The sequence below is a fragment of the Phycicoccus elongatus Lp2 genome (assembly GCF_000367525.1).
In the GTDB taxonomy this organism is placed as follows: domain Bacteria; phylum Actinomycetota; class Actinomycetes; order Actinomycetales; family Dermatophilaceae; genus Phycicoccus_A; species Phycicoccus_A elongatus.
The window spans coordinates 2,004,294-2,020,495 of record NZ_HF570956.1 but is presented as its reverse complement, the minus strand read 5'-3'; the positions used below and the strand labels follow the sequence as shown (position 1 = coordinate 2,020,495).

Here is a 16,202-nt window from a genome sequence, read left to right as displayed (position 1 = left end):
ATCCACATGCGCATCCTCATGATCGGTGCCGGCGGTGTGGGTGATGCCGCAGCCAAGATCGCCGGCGAGCGCCGCTTCTTCGACACCTTCGTCGTCGCCGACTACGACCTCGAGCGCGCCCGCCGCACCGTGGCGGCCGTCCGGGAGCGGGGCGAGAAGGAGATCCGCTTCCACGCCGCGCAGGTCGACGCGTCCGACCCTGAGGACGTCGCCGGTCTCATCCGGATGGTGGGTGCCACGCACGTCCTCAATGCTGTCGACCCGCGCTTCGTCATGCCGATCTTCCGCGGCTGCCTCGCCGCGGGGGCGAACTACTTCGACATGGCCATGTCGCTCTCGCAGCGGCACCCGACGGAGCCCTTCAGCAAGCCGCACGTCAAGCTCGGCGACGAGCAGTTCGCGATGGCCGACGAGTGGGAGGCCGCGGACCGGCTGGCACTGCTCGGCATCGGCGTCGAGCCCGGCATGTCGGACGTCTTCGCTCGGTATGCCGCGGATCATCTCTTCTCGCACATCGAGGAGTTGGGCACGCGCGACGGTTCCAACCTGGCCTACTACCGACCCGACGGCACCGAAGGCTTTGCCCCCGGCTTCTCGATGTGGACGATCATCGAGGAGTGCCTCAACCCGCCGGTGGTCTGGGAGAAGGCACGAGCCGAGGCCGGCGGTGGCATCGAAGCCGGCTTCTTCACCCTGCCACCGTTCAGCGAGCCCGAGGTCTTCGACTTCCCCGAAGGGATCGGACCGGTGGAGTGCGTGCAGGTCGAGCACGAGGAAGTGCTCCTCATGCCGCGTTGGATCGATGCAGAGCGGATCACCTTCAAGTACGGCCTGGGCGAGCAGATGATCAGCATCCTCAAGGCGCTCAACACCCTCGGTCTGGACTCGACCGAGCCGATCACGATCAAGGGCGTGCAGATCGCGCCGCGTGACCTGGTGGCTGCCACCCTGCCCGACCCGGCCACGATCGGGCCGCGACTGGAGGGCAAGACGTGCGCCGGTGTGCTCGTCACCGGCACCGGCACCGATGGCAAGCCGCGCAGCACCTACCTCCACCACGTCGTCGACAACGAGGTCACGATGCGGGAGTACGGCGCTCAGTGCATCGTCTGGCAGACCGCCCTCAACCCGATCGTCGCCTTGGAGCTGGTGGCCTCGGGTGCCTGGGCCGGCACCGGCGTTCTCGGACCCGAGGCCTTCGACGCGGTGCCCTTCCTCGACCTGCTGGCCACACCCAAGCCGGAGGGTTACGGATCACCTTGGGGGATGGAGGAGCGATGACTCGTTACGGGCAGCAGTTCGGCCCGGACTTCACCTTCCTCGGGGTGCCGATGTGCGACCTCGAGAACCCCCAGTCGTATGCCGGTGCCGACGTCGTCATCGTCGGCGCCCCGTTCGACGGGGGTGCGTCGCATCGCTCCGGGACCCGCTTCGGGCCGATGGCCATCCGGGGCACCGACTACCTGCCGCACGACGGCTCCCGTCCGTCACTGGCGTTGCGCACTGATGCCCTGCGCGACCTGGTGGTTGTCGACGCGGGTGACGTCGAGATGCCGCCCGGTGACATCGAGAAGGCGTTGGGTGGGCTCGAGGCAGCCGTGACGAAAGTCGTTGCCGCCGGGGCGATCCCGGTCGTGCTCGGTGGAGACCACTCGATCGCCTTCCCCGACGCCAAGGGCTGCGCCAATGTCCTGGGCCACGGCAAGGTGTCGATGATCCATTTCGATGCCCATGCGGACACCGGCGACATCACCTTTGGCTCGTTGTGGGGGCACGGTCAGCCGATGCGCCGGCTCATCGAGTCCGGGGCATTGCGGGCTGACCGTTTCCTCCAGGTCGGACTGAGGGGCTACTGGCCCGAGCCGGAGACCCTGGACTGGATGGCTGAGCAGCGGATGCGGTCCTACGAGATGACCGAGATCGTGCATCGCGGTCTGGCCGAATGCCTCACCGAGGCCTTCGCCATCGCGACGGACGAGTGCGACGGGGTCTTCCTCTCGGTCGACATCGACGTCTGCGACCCGGGGCATGCGCCCGGCACAGGCACGCCCGAGCCGGGCGGGCTCACGGCCCGCGAGCTGCTCGACTCGGTCCGCCGGATCTGCCTCGAGTTGCCGGTCGTCGGCATCGACGTGGTCGAGGTGAGCCCGCCCTATGACCACGCCGACATCACCGCCGCGCTGGCCAATCGCGTGGTCCTCGAGGCCTTGTCGGCGATCGCACGACGCCGCCTCGACGACCGTGAGGGGACCCGCTGGGACCCGAGCCGGCCCTTGCTCGATCGCCCCGCGGCATACCCCAACGACGAAGGAGACCACTCGTGAACAGCGCCATCGAGCAACGCCGTCGGCTCGTCACCGAGCTCCCCGGCCCGAGGTCGCGGGCGCTGCAGGAGCGGAAGGTCGCCGCGGTCAGCGCCGGGGTGCCCACGGGGCTGCCGGCCTACATCGTCGAGGGGCGGGACGGGATCCTCGTCGATGCCGACGGCAACCAACTGATCGACTTCGGGTCCGGCATCGCCGTCACCAGTGTCGGCAACGGCAACCCGCGGGTCGTCAAGGCCGTGCAGGACCAGATCGCCCGACTCACCCACACCTGCGTCATGGTCACGCCCTACGAGCCCTATGTCGAGGTGTGCGAGAAGCTCAATGCCCTCACACCGGGGGGACACGACAAGCGCTCGGCGCTCTTCAACTCGGGCGCAGAGGCTGTCGAGAACGCCGTGAAGATCGCGCGTCACTTCACCGGACGGCAGGCGATTGTCGCCTTCGACCACGCCTATCACGGACGCACCAATCTCACTCTCGGCCTGACCGCGAAGAACATGCCCTACAAGGACCGCTTCGGGCCCTTCGCGGGGGAGCTCTACCGGGTGCCGATGGCCTATCCATATCGCTGGCCGGGCGGCGAAAAGGCCTGCGAGAGTGACGCTTTCGACTACATCACCGATCAGGTTCATGCCCAGGTGGGGGAGCACAACACCGCTGCGGTCATCATCGAGCCGATCCAGGGCGAGGGTGGCTTCATCGTGCCGCCGGCGGGCTTCCTCAAGGAACTCGCGCTGTGGTGCGCGGAGCACGGCATCCTCTTCATCGCCGACGAGGTGCAGTCCGGCTTCTGTCGCACGGGTGACTGGTTCGCCTGCGACGCCGAGGGCGTCGTGCCGGACCTGATCACGACGGCCAAGGGCATTGCGGGGGGTATGCCGCTCGCGGCCGTCACCGGGCGCGCCGACATCATGGACTCGATCCACCCCGGTGGTCTCGGAGGCACCTACGGCGGGAACCCGGTGGCGTGCGCCGCCGCCCTCGCCTCGATCGAGACGATGGAGGCCGATGGTCTGGCAGAGCGTGCCCGGGCGATCGGTGAGATCCTCACGGGGCGCCTGACAGAGCTCGGGGAGCGTTTCCCGCAGGTCGGCGAGGTACGTGGTCGCGGCGCGATGATCGCGATGGAACTCGTCGAGGACCGCGAGACCAGGAAGCCCGCTGCTGCCCTGACGGCGGCGGTCAACAAGGCCTGCCACTCGCGTGGCCTGGTCACCCTGACCTGCGGCACGCTGGGGAATGTGTTCCGTTTCCTGCCGCCCCTGACCATCTCGGACGACCTGCTCGCCGAGGGCCTCGACCTCTTCGAGGAGTCCTTCGCCGAGGCCGTCGCAGCGATCGGATGATGAGAATGACCACCCAGAAGCAACTGCTCGAATCCGTCCCCAAACGGCTCTTCATCGGCGGCGAGTGGCGTCACTCGTCGTCCGGAGCCACCTTTCCGGTGCACGATCCGGCGACCGGTGCGGTGCTCTGCGAGATCGCGGACGGCAGCATTGCCGATGGGGCTGCCGCGCTCGACGCGGCCGTTGCGGCACAGGCGTCCTGGGCCAAGGTCAGCCCTCGCGATCGATCGGAACTGTTGCGCACGGCATACGAGATGTTGGTGGCGCGCACCGAGGATTTTGCGCTCCTCATGACCCTCGAGATGGGCAAGCCGCTGGCCGAGGCCAGGGGTGAGGTCGCCTATGGCGCGGAGTTCTTCCGCTGGTTCGCCGAGGAGGCGGTGCGTGTCCACGGCCGGTATGCCGTGGCGCCGAACGGGGCCACCCGCTTGGTGACGATGAAGCAACCGGTGGGCCCGGTCTTGGCCATCACTCCGTGGAACTTCCCGCTGGCCATGGGGACCCGCAAGATCGGTCCGGCCATCGCCGCCGGGTGCACCACCGTCGTCAAGCCGGCCCACGAGACGCCGTTGACGATGCTCGCCCTGGCTGGCCTGCTCGAGGAGGCCGGAGTGCCGGCCGGTGTCGTCAACGTCGTGACCACGACTCACTCCTCCGAGGTTTCCGGCCCGATCATCGCCGACCCGCGACTGCGCAAGCTGACCTTCACCGGGTCGACGGCCGTCGGGAAGAGACTGGTCGCCCAATCGGCGGACCAGTTGCTGCGCGTGTCCATGGAGCTGGGCGGAAACGCGCCCTTCATCGTCTTCGAGGACGCCGACGTCGACGCCGCGGTGGCCGGCGCGATGCTGGCCAAGATGCGCAACATCGGTGAGGCGTGCACGGCGGCCAACCGGTTCTACGTGCACGAATCGGTGGCCGAGGAGTTCGCGACCAAGCTTGCAGCCCGGATGGGTGGGCTCACTGTCGGCAAGGGCACGAAGAAGGGTGTGGATGTCGGCCCGCTCATCACGGGGAAGGCCCGAGACGATGTGCACGCACTCGTCGAGGACGCCGTCGCGGCGGGTGCCCGGGCCGTTGTCGGTGGCCAGATCCCGTCGGGCAGAGGCAATTTCTATCCTCCGACGGTCCTGGTCGACGTGCCATCGACGGCGCGTGTCTTCGGGGAGGAGATCTTCGGACCGGTGGCGCCGATCACGACCTTCAGGACCGAGGCGGAGGTGGTCTCTGCGGCCAACGCCACGGAGTACGGCCTCGTCGCCTATGTCTTCACCCGCGACAACGCGCGAGTGATTCGCGTGTCCGAGGCGCTCGACTTCGGCATGGTCGGGATCAACCAGGGCATCGTCTCCAACCCGGCGGCTCCCTTCGGTGGCGTCAAGCACTCCGGCTTCGGCCGCGAGGGTGGGTTCGAAGGGATCGAGGAGTATCTCGAGACCAAGTACGTCGGCATCGCCCTGTGACCGCCTCCGACCCCCCTCCGGCGTTGTTCCCGGAGGCCGCGGTTGTTCCCACCATCGACCGTGCGCGACTGGCGGAGTTGACCGCGCGCGAACAGGAGCGTTTCGTCGAGACCCACCCACGCTCGCGTGCGGCATACGAGGAGGCGACCCATCTCTTCGGCAAGGTGCCGATGACCTGGATGATGAAGCACGCGATGCGTTTCCCCATCTACCTGGCCGGGGCGCGGGGCGCGACGATCACTGATCTCGATGGCCACACGTATGCCGACTTCGCGCTCGGGGACACCGCGGCGATGGCGGGGCACTCGCCAGGGGCCACCGTCGCGGCGGTGCAGGCTCGGTTCGCCGACCTCGGGGGTGCGACCGCGATGCTGCCGACCGAGGACTCGCAATGGGTTGCGGCAGAACTGACCAGGCGGTTCCGGGCAGAGCGCTGGAGCTTCGCCCTGACGGCGACCGATGCCAACCGCTGGGCGATTCGATTGGCGCGGGCCGTCACGGGCCGCCCGAAGATCCTCTTCAACTCGTACTGCTATCACGGCACCGTCGATGAGTCGCTCATCGTGGCGACGCCGGATGGACCCGCTGATCGTCCCGGCAACGTCGGCGCGCCGGTCGATGTGACACAGACCAGCAGGGTCGCCGAGTTCAACGATCTCGATGCCCTGGCCAAGGAACTGGCCAACGGCGATGTCGCGCTGGTCGTGATGGAGCCGGCACTGACGAACATCGGGATCGTCCTGCCCGAACCCGGCTACCTCGAGGGTGTGCGGGAGCTGACACGTCAGCATGAAGTGCTCCTGCTCATCGACGAGACGCACACCATCTCGGCCGGGCCGGCGGGCGCCATCGGGTTCTACGACCTCGACCCAGACATCGTCGTCATCGGCAAGTCGATCGGCGGGGGCATTCCGGCGGCGGCCTACGGCGTGCGCGCGGAGTTCGCGGGCGCCATCCTGAGCCGCACCGACCTCGACATCATCGACATGGGCGGCGTCGGCGGGACGATGGCCGGGAATGCCCTGTCGGCGGCCGCGGCCCGAGCCACGCTCGAACGGGTGCTCACCGACGAGGCGTTCGCCCACATGATCGGTCTGGCCGATGTGTTCGCCGCTGGGGTGCGCGAGATCTTCGCGCGTCACGACCTGCCCTGGTCGGTGAGTCAGCTCGGGGCGCGCACCGAGTACCGCTTCAGCACAACGCCCCCGCGCAACGGCACGGAAGCCGCCGCCGCTCATGACCAGGAGCTCGACGACTACTTCCACCTGTACCTCGCCAACCGCGGCATTCTGCTCACGCCATTCCACAACATGGCCCTCATGTGCCCGCAGACGACCAGAGCGCAGGTCGAGGAACACCTCACGCACTTCGACGCGGCGGTCGCGGAGTTACTAGGCTCTCGGCCATGGCCGTGAACACCGAATTCGTCGGGCGCATCTATCCACCCTCCGGGCCGTATGCCGTGAGCGCCGAGGACATTGCCGCCTTTGCCGCCGCCGTGGGCGCGACCGATCCGGTCCACACCGACGTTGAGGCAGCTCGGGCCGCCGGCTATGCCGATGTGATCGCGCCGCCGACGATGGCGGTGATCTGGGAGCAGCGGTCCTCGCGTGCCTACGTCGCCGACCCCGAAGCCGGGATCGACTACTCCCGTGTCGTGCATGGCGAGGAGTCCTTCGCTCACCATCGGCCGATCGTCGCCGGAGACGAGTTGACGGCGACGACCAGAGTGGACGCGATCCGTCAGGCCGGTGGTCACTCGATGATCACCGTGGTCACCGATCTCGCCGATGCCGGCGGTGCGCCGGTCTGCACCGCGTCCTCGACCATCGTCGTGCGGGGAGGGGAGTGAGCATGAGCCGTCGCACCTTTGACTCGGTGTCCGTTGGAGACACCTTCGGCCCGACCGAGGTGGCCGTCGAGCGGGAAACCCTCGTCGCCTACGCCAATGCCTCCGGCGACCAGAACCCGATTCATCAGGACGAGGCCTTTGCGAAGTCAGTCGGCCTGCCCGATGTCATCGCGCACGGGATGTGGACGATGGGCGCCACCAGTTCCGTCCTCGTCGAATGGGTCGGCGACCCCGGTGCCGTGCTCGACATCGGCACCCGCTTCACCAAGCCGGTCGTCGTCCCCGTGGACGGGTCGGCCGTGACCGTCACCGGTGTCGTCAAGTCGGCCGACGAGGAGACGCGCAGTGTCCTCGTCGATCTCACGACGGTGTGCGGGGAGGACAAGGTCCTGGGCCGTTGCCAGGCCCGCGTCGCCCTCGCCTGATGGAGCAGACGGACGTCCCGCTCGCCGACCTGACGACGATGCGGGTCGGTGGCCCCGCGGCGCGTCTGGTCACGGTGAGCACCACCGACGAGCTCGTCGATGCTGTCCGTGAGGTCGACGAGGCGGACGAACCCTTGCTCGTCGTGGCGGGTGGCTCCAACCTCGTCATCGCCGACGGCGGATTCGAGGGGACCGTCGTGCTGGTCCGGACGTCAGGGGTCAGGGTCGAGTCCGCCGACCTGTGCGGTGGCGTCGATGTGCGTGTGGCGGCCGGGGAGGGGTGGGACGAGTTTGTCGCCCGGTCGGTCGCGGAAGGTTGGGCCGGCATCGAAGCGCTCTCGGGGATTCCCGGCCTGGTCGGGGCCACGCCGATCCAGAACGTCGGCGCCTACGGCCAGGAGGTCGCCCAGACCATCGCCCGCGTGCGCGTCTGGGACCGGCAGGCCGGTGCCGTGCGCACCTTGGCCAATGCCGACTGTGCGTTCACCTATCGGCACTCCCTCTTCAAGGGCTCCGAGCGCTATGTCGTGCTCGAGGTGGCCTTCCAACTCCAGTTGGCTGATGTCTCGCGCCCGATTGGGTATGCCGCGCTCGCCGGGGGCCTCGGCGTCGAACTCGGCACTCGGGTGCCCCTGGGCGACGCGCGCGACGCGGTGCTCGCCCAGCGACGCCAACGTGGCATGGTGCTCGATGCCGATGACCACGACACCTGGAGCTGCGGGTCCTTCTTCACCAACCCGATCGTTCCGGAGTCGCTGCTCGCCGACGTGACCGCCCGGGCGCGTGCGCGACTCGGCGACGACGTGACGATCCCGCAGTGGCCGGACATCGATGCCCACACCAAGCTCAGCGCGGCCTGGCTCATCGACAACGCCGGCTTCCACAAGGGCCATGGCCTTCCCGGGCCGGTGGCGCTCTCCACCAAGCACACGCTGGCCGTGACCAACCGCGGCGGCGCCACGGCGGCCGACGTCGCCACCTTCGCTCGCGGCATACGCGACGGTGTGCGGGACGCCTTCGGTGTCACCCTCGTCAACGAACCCGTCCTGGTCGGCCACAGGCTCTGAGATCCCCTGGCGATGAAGGGGTCGCCGAGCCTCTGCAGTTGCGCCACATGATGGCGCAAGTTACATGCGCCAAGGTGCGGCGCAAGTTACATGCGCCAAGGTGCGGCGCAAGTTACATGCGCTCCCATCCGGCGCATGTGACATGCCCCCGTGGGTGGCGCAACTGCAGACGGTTCCAACTCCTCTGCCGGGGCCAGCCGCCGGGCTGCTCGGGCCGAAGAGGTTTGTCCACACCGGCAGCGCTCGAAGGTGTGTCGTCCACAGGTCCGCGGCCGGCGGGATGACGCGCGCTCCCGGCGGCGCCATGGTCGAGCCATGAAGCCACCCAATCACCACGGGCCGACGTCGCCCACCTTCGCCGCCGAACTCCTCGCAGCCCGCGCCGACCTCACCCTCGCCGACTCGATCGGTCTGGCCCTGCGTGCGCACCGGCGTCGGATGCGGATGAGTCAGCGCACGTACGCCCAGTTCAGGGATTGGCCGCGGGCACTGGTCAGCCGTCTGGAGTCCCAGGCCGGACGGGCGACGCTGGCGATGGTCGAACAGGCACTGGCGCCCACCGGCTATGCCCTGGCGGTGGTCGCCCTCCCCGAGCCGGGGTCGGAGGAACGAGTGCAGTTGGTCGATCCGTCCCACTGGCCGCGCACCGAACTCCTGGCCAGGGTGCGCGGCGGTTCGCGCCGATTCCCCGGCCACCGCGACACTCGCCAGGTCAGCTCACCGCCATGCTGGTGGTGGGACCGCGAGAGCACCTTCGCGCTCAGCGTTGAACCCCACTGGTACTGCCCGCAGGATCCGCCAAGCGCTGATGACCTGGCAACGGAGGAAGTTCAGGCACCAGGGGACCACTCGCCCGAGGCTGCCTGACCGCCCGCTGCGGCCAACCACCGCTCGATGTCACGGTATGCCGCACTCTTGAGTTGGTCAGGCGCCCGGCTGGCGCTCAGCGACATCCGCGCCAAGCCCGCGAGCTGGTGGTCGTCGAGTTCATGGACTTCGCGTGCGACCCGGTATTGGTCGAGGAGCCGACTCCCGAAGATGAGCGGATCGTCAGCGCCCAGCGCCACCGTCGCGCCCGCCGAGAGCAACTCCAGCAACGGCACCTCGTCGTGGGAGTCATAGACCCCGAGCGCGACATTGCTCCCCGGGCAGACCTCGAGCGCGACTCCTTCTGCGACAACGCGCTCGAGCACGCGCGGATCTTCCACGCAGCGCACCCCGTGCCCAAGCCGGTCCGGCGAGATCGCCTGGACGGTCTCCTCGACGGCGGCCGGGCCGAGCAGTTCACCGGCGTGCGGGACCAAGGCCAGCCCGGCCCCTCGCGCGATCCGGAAGGCCGGCGCGAAGTCGCTCGTCACCCCCCGGCGTTCGTCGTTCGACAGCCCGAAGGCCACCACCGTGCCCGGCCCTTCCCCGGCATACCGGGCAGCCAGACGTGCCAAGGTGCGGGCCTCGAGCGGGTGACGCATCCGCGAGGCGGCGACCATGATCCCGACCTGGGCGGCGCCAGGGAGTTCCGAGACGGCGCCCGCCTCGTCCAGCACGATCTCCAGGGCAGGCGTGATCCCACCGACAAAGGGCGCGTAGGTCGTCGGGTCCACCTGTAACTCCAACCACCGTGACCCCTCCGCCCCGTCGGCCAGCGCGGCCTCGCGCACGATGCGACGCATGTCGGCTTCGCCGCGCACACAGTTGCGGGCCGCATCGTAGGTCCGCTGGAAGCGGAACCACCCTCGCTCGTCCTCGACGTCATAGGTGTTGCCCACGTCATCGGTGAGCGAGTCCGGCAGGCGCATCCCGTGCGAGGCCGCCAACTCGCGCACGGTCGCGGGCGCCATGGAGCCGGTGAAGTGCAGATGCAGGTGCGCCTTGGGCAGGGCCGCGAGGTCGCGTGGGCCGACGGCGTCGGACGCGGTGGAGGTGATCAGCCCTCGTCCTCGATGACGTGCATCGCGGCCTCTTCTGCGCTGCTCTCGTCGTCCGCGACCGTCATGACCTCACCGGAGCCGAGGTAGTCGTCCTCGATCTCGTCGAGATTGTCGAAAGCGGTCTCGTCGTCGAGACCCGACTCGTTGCGTGGGGCGCCATAGGCCGAATCCGGGTCGGGCACCTCTTGGGCGATCCGCTGATCGATCGTTTCCTCGGCCGACTGCTCTGCCGCGGTCGTGCCCCACTCGGTGGCTCGCGACCGGACGTCCGGCGGTGACTCTGGCAGGTTGTCCTGCTCCTCGGAGTCGCCGAGGTAGTCGATGGCCTGCTCTGCCTGGCGGTCCAGTTCGTTCATGCGTCGACCCTACGCGCCCTCAGGGTTCCCGATGCTGGGTTCATAGGCGACCTTGTCGTCATGGCCGGCCGCCAAGGATTCCGCGGCCGCGAGAGCCACACAGGTCGCCACACCGGCCATGGCCGTCTCGACCTCACCCAGAGTGGGGAAGGACGGCGCGAGCCGGATGTTGCGGTCGTGCTCATCCTTCCCATAGGGGTACGACGCCCCCGCGGGCGTCAGCACGATGCCGGCTTCCTTGGCCAGGGCGACCACGCGCGTGGCCGTCCCGTCGAGGACGTCGAGATTGACGAAATAGCCTCCGGTCGGCTTGCTCCAGTCAGCGATACCCAACCCGGCCAGCTCAGTGCTCAAGGCGGTGTCGACCGCCGCGAACTTCGGGGCGAGGATTGCCCGGTGCTTGGCCATGTGGTCCCGCACGCCCTGCGCGGACCCGAAGAACTCGACGTGTCGCAACTGGTTCACCTTGTCCGGACCGATCGAGGCGAACTGTTCATGCCCGGTGTACCACGCCACGTTCGCTTCGGAGGCGGCGAGGAAGGCGACGCCCGACCCGGCATACGTGATCTTGCTCGTCGACGCGAACATGAGTGGCCTGTTTGGGTGGCCGGCGGCCGAGCACAGCGTGATGATGTCGGCCGACTTGGCCTCGTCCTCGGTGAGGTGGTGGAAGGCGTAGGCGTTGTCCCAGAAGATCCGGAAGTCCGGCGCCGCCGTGTCCATCGACGCGAGCGCGGCGGCCTTCTCCTGGCTGATCACCGAGCCGGAGGGATTGGCATAGGTCGGCACGATCCACATGCCCTTGACGCTCGGGTCGTCCTTGACCAGTCGCGCGACGGCCTCGACATCCGGCCCGTCCTCGTGCATGTCGACGGTCACCATCTCGATTCCGTGCGAGGCGAGCATCGTGAAGTGACGGTCATAGCCGGGGACCGGGCAGACGAAGGTGATCTTCTCCTCGGCAGCCCACGCCCTCGGCGACTCCTGCGCCCCGTGCAGCAGGAGGTGCACGAGGCAGTCATGCATGATCGACAGGGACGAGTTGCCGCCGGCCACCACCTGGCTCGGCTCGACCCACAGCAGGTCAGCGAACATCTCCCGGATCTGTCGGATGCCGGTGAGCCCGCCGTAGTTGCGGACGTCGACCCCGTCGGCGTCCCTGGTGCTCGTCGGCAGGGTGAGCAGTCGATCAGCGAGGTCGAGTTGCTCGGCGGACGGCTTGCCGCGCGTCAGGTCCAGCTTGAGGCCGCGGCCCTTGAGGGCTTCGTATGCCGCGCGCTGGGTCTCGAGGAAGGCGGCGAGGTCGGCGGGGGACAGGTCGGCAAGCGGCGTGGTCACGAATCCCATGTTTCCACCAGGCCCGGGTGGGTTGCTCGCCGGTCCGCGCAATGCTCGACGGGCTCTGTCGGTTTCGCCGTCACGAGACGGTCACGTATGCTTGATCCTCGGTGTCAGCACCATGCTTCGTCGTGCCCACGACGACATGAGGCGGGCGCCGACGGAACCTCCCGCCCCACGGGGGCGTTCCGTAGGGCAGTGGCTCAATTGGTAGAGCACCGGTCTCCAAAACCGGCGGTTGGGGGTTCGAGTCCCTCCTGCCCTGCGTCGCACGTGTGGTACGTCCACGAACGCGCCCCCGTCACGCGGGTGCCTGTGTTCTGGTGGTGCCCGCAAGAAGACATCGCAAGCACCCGATGAGAAGAAGGCACCGTGACCGAGCTGGGTTCCCCCCGCGACACCGGCCGCACCAAGAAGGTCGCGGCCAAGAGCGGCAACCCCGTGTCCAGGTTCTTCGCCTCGATCGGGCTCTTCATCCGCCAGATCCTCGACGAACTGCGCAAGGTCGTCCGCCCCACCCGCAGCGAGCTGTGGAACTACACCCTGGTCGTCATCGTCTTCGTGACGTTCATGATGGCGATGGTGTCCGGGCTGGACTTCGGCTTCAGCAAGCTCGTCGGACTGGTCTTCGGGACCTGACCGTCCCGCCCACCGCACATCCGCACGCCCACAGCAAGGAAGAGGTCACCCGTGTCCGACCAGTGGACCACTGACGAGACCGACGAGACGTTGGTCGTCGACGAGGTCATCGTCGACACCGACCGCGGCCCGGTCGTCGAGGGCGAGGTCACCCCGGCGGGTGACCTGCACGCCCGTGCCCAGGCCGACGCCGACGCTGCCTTCGGTGGCGACACCGACAAGGCGGAGAACGCCGATGACGAGGCCGACGTCGTCGACGAGACGGTCGAGGAGTCGACCGGTGAGCTGGACGCCGACGGTGACGTCGAGCCCGCCGTGGACCCGATCAAGGCCTTCAAGGACGACCTGGCGAGCAAGTTCGGCGACTGGTACGTCATCCACTCGTATGCCGGCTACGAGAACCGCGTGAAGACCAACCTCGAGACCCGGATCACCTCCCTCAACATGGAGGAATACATCTTCGAGATCCAGGTCCCCATGGAGGAGGTCACCGAGATCAAGGGTGGCCAGCGCAAGCTCGTGCGTCGCGTCCGGATGCCCGGCTACGTCCTGGTGCGGATGGACCTCACCGATGAGTCGTGGGGCGCCGTGCGCCACACCCCCGGCGTCACCGGGTTCGTGGGCAACGCCCACCAGCCGGTGCCGCTCTCGCTCGACGAGGTCTACTCGATGATCAAGCCGGCCGACCTCGAGGCCCAGGCGGCAGCGGCCGCCGGTGGCGCCACGGGCAGCGGCGCAGGCGCGACCGGCAAGGCCAAGGAGAACGTCGTCGTCGACTTCGAGATCGGCGAGTCGGTCACCGTCATGGACGGCCCCTTCGAGACCCTCCCGGCGACGATCTCCGAGATCAACCCCGACACCCAGAAGCTCAAGGTTCTGGTCTCCATCTTCGGCCGGGAGACCCCGGTCGAGCTCTCCTTCAACCAGGTCGCCAAGATCTGATCAGGAGCGCACCGCCCGCCGCTCACCTGACGACGGGCACGGCAACCGGGTCATCGCCCCAGGCGTGGGCCCACCACCCAAGAAAGAAGCAATATGCCCCCCAAGAAGAAGGTCTCGGGTTACATCAACCTGCAGATCCAGGCCGGTGCCGCCACTCCTGCGCCGCCCGTCGGCCCTGCCCTCGGTCAGCACGGCGTCAACATCATGGAGTTCGTCAAGGCGTACAACGCGGCGACCGAGCACCAGCGCGGCAGCATCATCCCCGTCGTCATCACGGTCTACGAAGACCGGTCCTTCACCTTCATCACCAAGACGCCCCCGGCGTCGGAGCTGATCAAGAAGGCCGCGGGCGTGCAGAAGGGCTCCGGCGAACCGCACAAGGTCAAGGTCGCCAAGCTGACCAAGGACCAGGTGCGCGAGATCGCCGAGGCCAAGATGCCCGACCTCAACGCCAACGACATCGACGCCGCGATGAAGATCATCGCCGGCACCGCCCGTCAGATGGGCATCGACACCGACCTCTGATCGGCCGGTCGCCCGACCAGAACTGCACTTTTGGTGAGTTTTGGTCTGACCCAGCGCAGAAGCTCACCAATAGTGCAGTTTCGGTGCAGGACAACAGAACACGAACGCGAGGTATGCCGTGAGCGCACGGCGCGCTCACGGCATGCCGAATCGCTCGCCTCACCCGAGGTGAGCAGTGGGAGGACCAGCGCTGGTCCGCACCACGACTCCACCTCCACATCACAGGAGCAGAAATGAAGCGCAGCAAGGCTTACCGCGCCGCCGCCGAGAAGATCGACGAGGCCAAGGTCTACGCCCCCCTCGCCGCCGTCCGCCTCGCCAAGGAGAGCGCGTCGGCCAAGTACGACGAGACCGTCGAGGTCGCCATGCGCCTCGGTGTCGACCCGCGCAAGGCCGACCAGATGGTCCGTGGCACCGTCAACCTCCCCAACGGCACCGGCAAGACTGCCCGTGTCCTGGTCTTCGCCAATGGCGACAAGGCCGACGCCGCCCGTGAGGCCGGCGCCGACTTCGTCGGCAGCGACGATCTGCTCGACAAGGTCGCCGGCGGCTGGCTCGACTTCGACGCCGTCGTCGCCACCCCGGACCTGATGGGCAAGGTCGGCCGACTGGGCAAGGTGCTCGGTCCGCGCGGCCTCATGCCGAACCCGAAGACGGGCACGGTCACGATGGACACGGCCAAGGCCGTGAACGACATCAAGGGCGGCAAGATCGAGTTCCGCGTCGACAAGCACGCGAATCTCCACTTCATCATCGGCAAGGCGTCCTTCGACACCGACAAGCTGGTGGAGAACTACGCCGCCGCGCTCGAGGAGATCCTGCGTCTGAAGCCGGCCGCCTCCAAGGGTCGCTACATCACCAAGGCGACCATGAGCACCACGATGGGCCCGGGCATCCCGCTGGACTACACCAAGACCCGCAACCTGCTCGAGGACGACGAGCAGGCCTGAGCCGTCGCCGTCCGCGGTCCTCTTGCGTCCGCGTCTTCCGTTGCCATGGCGACAGAAGACGCGGACGCAGTGCGTTGGGGGGCGGCGTCGACGGGCTCGGGCGATTTGGGGAGCGGCCCGATCTCCCGTACCCTTGAGCACGACCAATGACCGCCGGTTGTCCGGTGCACCTGCACCAGACCGAAGGTTCCGTGAGAGCGGGCGACCAGCGCAGGCCACGATCACGACCGCGTGAGGGGTATGCCGAGAGGCGCCCGACCGCGAGAGTGTGCTCTTGAAGAGCCCCGTGCCTGCGCCGGGGCTCTTTCTCATGGGCCCCTCACCCGGTGGACGACACACCGGAAGGAGGCCGACATGTCACGCTCCGACAAGGCCGCGGCGATCGCCGAGCTGAGCGAGAAGTTCCGCTCGAGCAACGCTGCTGTCCTGACTGAGTACCGCGGGCTCACCGTCAAGCAGCTCACCGAGCTTCGCTCGAACCTGCGCGGCAATGCGACCTACGCCGTGGTCAAGAACACGCTGACCGAGCTGGCGGCCAAGGACGCCGGCGTGGACGCCTTCGATGGGCAGCTGGCCGGACCCTCGGCCATCGCCTTCGTCGGGGGCGACCCGGTGACCGTGGCCAAGAGCCTGCGTGACTTCGCCAAGGCAAACCCCCTCCTGGTGATCAAGGGCGGCGTTCTCGAGGGCAAGGCCCTCTCCGCCGCGGAGATCACCAAGCTCGCGGACCTCGAGTCCCGCGAGGTTCTCCTGGCCAAGTTGGCCGGCGCCATGAACGCGTCGCTGGCCAAGGCCGTCTACCTCTTCGCCGCTCCGCTGTCGAAGGCCGCTCGCGCGGTCGACGCGCTCCGGGCGAAGGTCGAGGCCGAAGGTCCGGTGGCTGAGACCGCCGCTCCTGCTGCCGAGGCCGAGGCGTCCGAGGCCCCCGCCGACGAGGCTCCGGCCGCAGAGGCAACCGAAGCTGTCGCCGAGGGTGGCGACAACGTCTGAGCCCGCACCCGCGGATCGCAGGCATCAACACAACAGCCACTCACGGCATACGTA

17 protein-coding genes and 1 tRNA gene are annotated in these 16,202 nt (G+C 68.1%); 15 read left to right on the top strand and 3 right to left on the bottom strand.

What is annotated here, in order from left to right; translation table 11 throughout:
• Positions 1 to 6 precede the first annotated feature (6 nt).
• The 9 genes from BN10_RS09645 (at position 7) to BN10_RS09605 (ending at position 9,347) form a co-directional block, all read left to right on the top strand.
• Complete coding sequence (locus tag BN10_RS09645) at positions 7 to 1,281, top strand: saccharopine dehydrogenase family protein (RefSeq protein ID WP_010851059.1); 1,275 nt, start codon at positions 7 to 9, stop codon at positions 1,279 to 1,281.
• Positions 1,278 to 2,324 carry an agmatinase gene (gene speB, locus BN10_RS09640; protein ID WP_010851058.1) on the top strand — a complete coding sequence of 349 codons (1,047 nt, stop codon included), beginning with the start codon at positions 1,278 to 1,280 and terminating at the stop codon, positions 2,322 to 2,324. Before BN10_RS09645 ends, speB begins: the two co-directional genes overlap by 4 nt.
• Positions 2,321 to 3,673, top strand: coding sequence for a 4-aminobutyrate--2-oxoglutarate transaminase (gene gabT / locus BN10_RS09635; RefSeq protein ID WP_010851057.1), 1,353 nt, complete (start codon positions 2,321 to 2,323; stop codon positions 3,671 to 3,673). The genes speB and gabT overlap by 4 nt, the downstream gene beginning before the upstream one ends.
• A complete protein-coding gene (locus tag BN10_RS09630) occupies positions 3,673 to 5,136 on the top strand; it encodes an NAD-dependent succinate-semialdehyde dehydrogenase (RefSeq protein WP_040751380.1) in 1,464 nt (487 codons plus the stop codon). Before gabT ends, BN10_RS09630 begins: the two co-directional genes overlap by 1 nt.
• Positions 5,133 to 6,551: a transaminase gene (locus BN10_RS09625; protein WP_010851055.1), complete on the top strand. Its 1,419-nt coding sequence runs from the start codon at positions 5,133 to 5,135 to the stop codon at positions 6,549 to 6,551. Before BN10_RS09630 ends, BN10_RS09625 begins: the two co-directional genes overlap by 4 nt.
• A complete protein-coding gene (locus BN10_RS09620) occupies positions 6,542 to 6,988 on the top strand; it encodes an FAS1-like dehydratase domain-containing protein (protein WP_010851054.1) in 447 nt (148 codons plus the stop codon). The genes BN10_RS09625 and BN10_RS09620 overlap by 10 nt, the downstream gene beginning before the upstream one ends.
• 2 nt (positions 6,989 to 6,990) lie before the next feature.
• Positions 6,991 to 7,413: a MaoC family dehydratase gene (locus tag BN10_RS09615; RefSeq protein WP_010851053.1), complete on the top strand. Its 423-nt coding sequence runs from the start codon at positions 6,991 to 6,993 to the stop codon at positions 7,411 to 7,413.
• Positions 7,413 to 8,480, top strand: a complete 1,068-nt coding sequence (locus BN10_RS09610) for a UDP-N-acetylmuramate dehydrogenase (RefSeq protein ID WP_010851052.1) — start codon at positions 7,413 to 7,415, stop codon at positions 8,478 to 8,480. The genes BN10_RS09615 and BN10_RS09610 overlap by 1 nt, the downstream gene beginning before the upstream one ends.
• A 315-nt stretch (positions 8,481 to 8,795) precedes the next feature.
• Entirely contained in the window at positions 8,796 to 9,347 is a 552-nt protein-coding gene (locus BN10_RS09605) for a hypothetical protein (protein WP_010851051.1), read from the top strand.
• On the opposite strand, the gene BN10_RS09600 is transcribed toward BN10_RS09605, so the two are convergent.
• The 3 genes from BN10_RS09600 to BN10_RS09590 are packed head-to-tail and all read right to left on the bottom strand — an operon-like array spanning position 9,311 to position 12,111.
• Positions 9,311 to 10,408, bottom strand: coding sequence for an adenosine deaminase (locus BN10_RS09600; protein WP_051369663.1), 1,098 nt, complete (start codon positions 10,406 to 10,408; stop codon positions 9,311 to 9,313). The genes BN10_RS09605 and BN10_RS09600 overlap by 37 nt on opposite strands.
• Positions 10,405 to 10,764 carry a hypothetical protein gene (locus BN10_RS17350; RefSeq protein ID WP_010851049.1) on the bottom strand — a complete coding sequence of 120 codons (360 nt, stop codon included), beginning with the start codon at positions 10,762 to 10,764 and terminating at the stop codon, positions 10,405 to 10,407. The genes BN10_RS09600 and BN10_RS17350 overlap by 4 nt, the downstream gene beginning before the upstream one ends.
• 9 nt (positions 10,765 to 10,773) lie before the next feature.
• Positions 10,774 to 12,111 carry an aminotransferase class I/II-fold pyridoxal phosphate-dependent enzyme gene (locus BN10_RS09590; RefSeq protein ID WP_010851048.1) on the bottom strand — a complete coding sequence of 446 codons (1,338 nt, stop codon included), beginning with the start codon at positions 12,109 to 12,111 and terminating at the stop codon, positions 10,774 to 10,776.
• A gap of 183 nt (positions 12,112 to 12,294) precedes the next feature.
• Between BN10_RS09590 and BN10_RS09585 the strand changes: the two genes are divergently transcribed.
• From BN10_RS09585 to rplJ, 6 genes are all read left to right on the top strand, one after another.
• A tRNA-Trp gene (locus BN10_RS09585) sits at positions 12,295 to 12,367 on the top strand.
• A 107-nt stretch (positions 12,368 to 12,474) separates the two neighbouring features.
• Positions 12,475 to 12,741 carry a preprotein translocase subunit SecE gene (secE, locus tag BN10_RS09580; protein WP_010851047.1) on the top strand — a complete coding sequence of 89 codons (267 nt, stop codon included), beginning with the start codon at positions 12,475 to 12,477 and terminating at the stop codon, positions 12,739 to 12,741.
• A 51-nt stretch (positions 12,742 to 12,792) separates the two neighbouring features.
• Positions 12,793 to 13,683 carry a transcription termination/antitermination protein NusG gene (nusG, locus tag BN10_RS09575; protein WP_010851046.1) on the top strand — a complete coding sequence of 297 codons (891 nt, stop codon included), beginning with the start codon at positions 12,793 to 12,795 and terminating at the stop codon, positions 13,681 to 13,683.
• Positions 13,684 to 13,776: 93 nt separating this feature from the next.
• A complete protein-coding gene (gene rplK, locus BN10_RS09570; protein WP_010851045.1) occupies positions 13,777 to 14,208 on the top strand; it encodes a 50S ribosomal protein L11 in 432 nt (143 codons plus the stop codon).
• 233 nt (positions 14,209 to 14,441) lie between these two features.
• A complete protein-coding gene (gene rplA, locus BN10_RS09565) occupies positions 14,442 to 15,158 on the top strand; it encodes a 50S ribosomal protein L1 (RefSeq protein WP_010851044.1) in 717 nt (238 codons plus the stop codon).
• 354 nt (positions 15,159 to 15,512) lie between these two features.
• Positions 15,513 to 16,148, top strand: a complete 636-nt coding sequence (rplJ, locus tag BN10_RS09560; RefSeq protein WP_010851043.1) for a 50S ribosomal protein L10 — start codon at positions 15,513 to 15,515, stop codon at positions 16,146 to 16,148.
• Positions 16,149 to 16,202: the final 54 nt, after the last annotated feature.

Excerpts from the sequence above, each read along its gene's own strand:
- rplA (WP_010851044.1), top strand. The coding sequence starts at position 14,442 with ATGAAGCGCAGCAAGGCTTACCGCGCCGCCGCCGAGAAGATCGACGAG.
- BN10_RS09605 (WP_010851051.1), top strand. The coding sequence starts at position 8,796 with ATGAAGCCACCCAATCACCACGGGCCGACGTCGCCCACCTTCGCCGCC.
- BN10_RS09610 (WP_010851052.1), top strand. The coding sequence starts at position 7,413 with ATGGAGCAGACGGACGTCCCGCTCGCCGACCTGACGACGATGCGGGTC.
- BN10_RS09620 (WP_010851054.1), top strand. The coding sequence starts at position 6,542 with ATGGCCGTGAACACCGAATTCGTCGGGCGCATCTATCCACCCTCCGGG.
- BN10_RS17350 (WP_010851049.1), bottom strand. The coding sequence starts at position 10,764 with ATGAACGAACTGGACCGCCAGGCAGAGCAGGCCATCGACTACCTCGGC.
- BN10_RS09630 (WP_040751380.1), top strand. The coding sequence starts at position 3,673 with ATGAGAATGACCACCCAGAAGCAACTGCTCGAATCCGTCCCCAAACGG.
- BN10_RS09590 (WP_010851048.1), bottom strand. The coding sequence starts at position 12,111 with ATGGGATTCGTGACCACGCCGCTTGCCGACCTGTCCCCCGCCGACCTC.
- rplJ (WP_010851043.1), top strand. The coding sequence starts at position 15,513 with ATGTCACGCTCCGACAAGGCCGCGGCGATCGCCGAGCTGAGCGAGAAG.
- BN10_RS09645 (WP_010851059.1), top strand. The coding sequence starts at position 7 with ATGCGCATCCTCATGATCGGTGCCGGCGGTGTGGGTGATGCCGCAGCC.
- rplK (WP_010851045.1), top strand. The coding sequence starts at position 13,777 with ATGCCCCCCAAGAAGAAGGTCTCGGGTTACATCAACCTGCAGATCCAG.
- BN10_RS09615 (WP_010851053.1), top strand. The coding sequence starts at position 6,991 with ATGAGCCGTCGCACCTTTGACTCGGTGTCCGTTGGAGACACCTTCGGC.
- speB (WP_010851058.1), top strand. The coding sequence starts at position 1,278 with ATGACTCGTTACGGGCAGCAGTTCGGCCCGGACTTCACCTTCCTCGGG.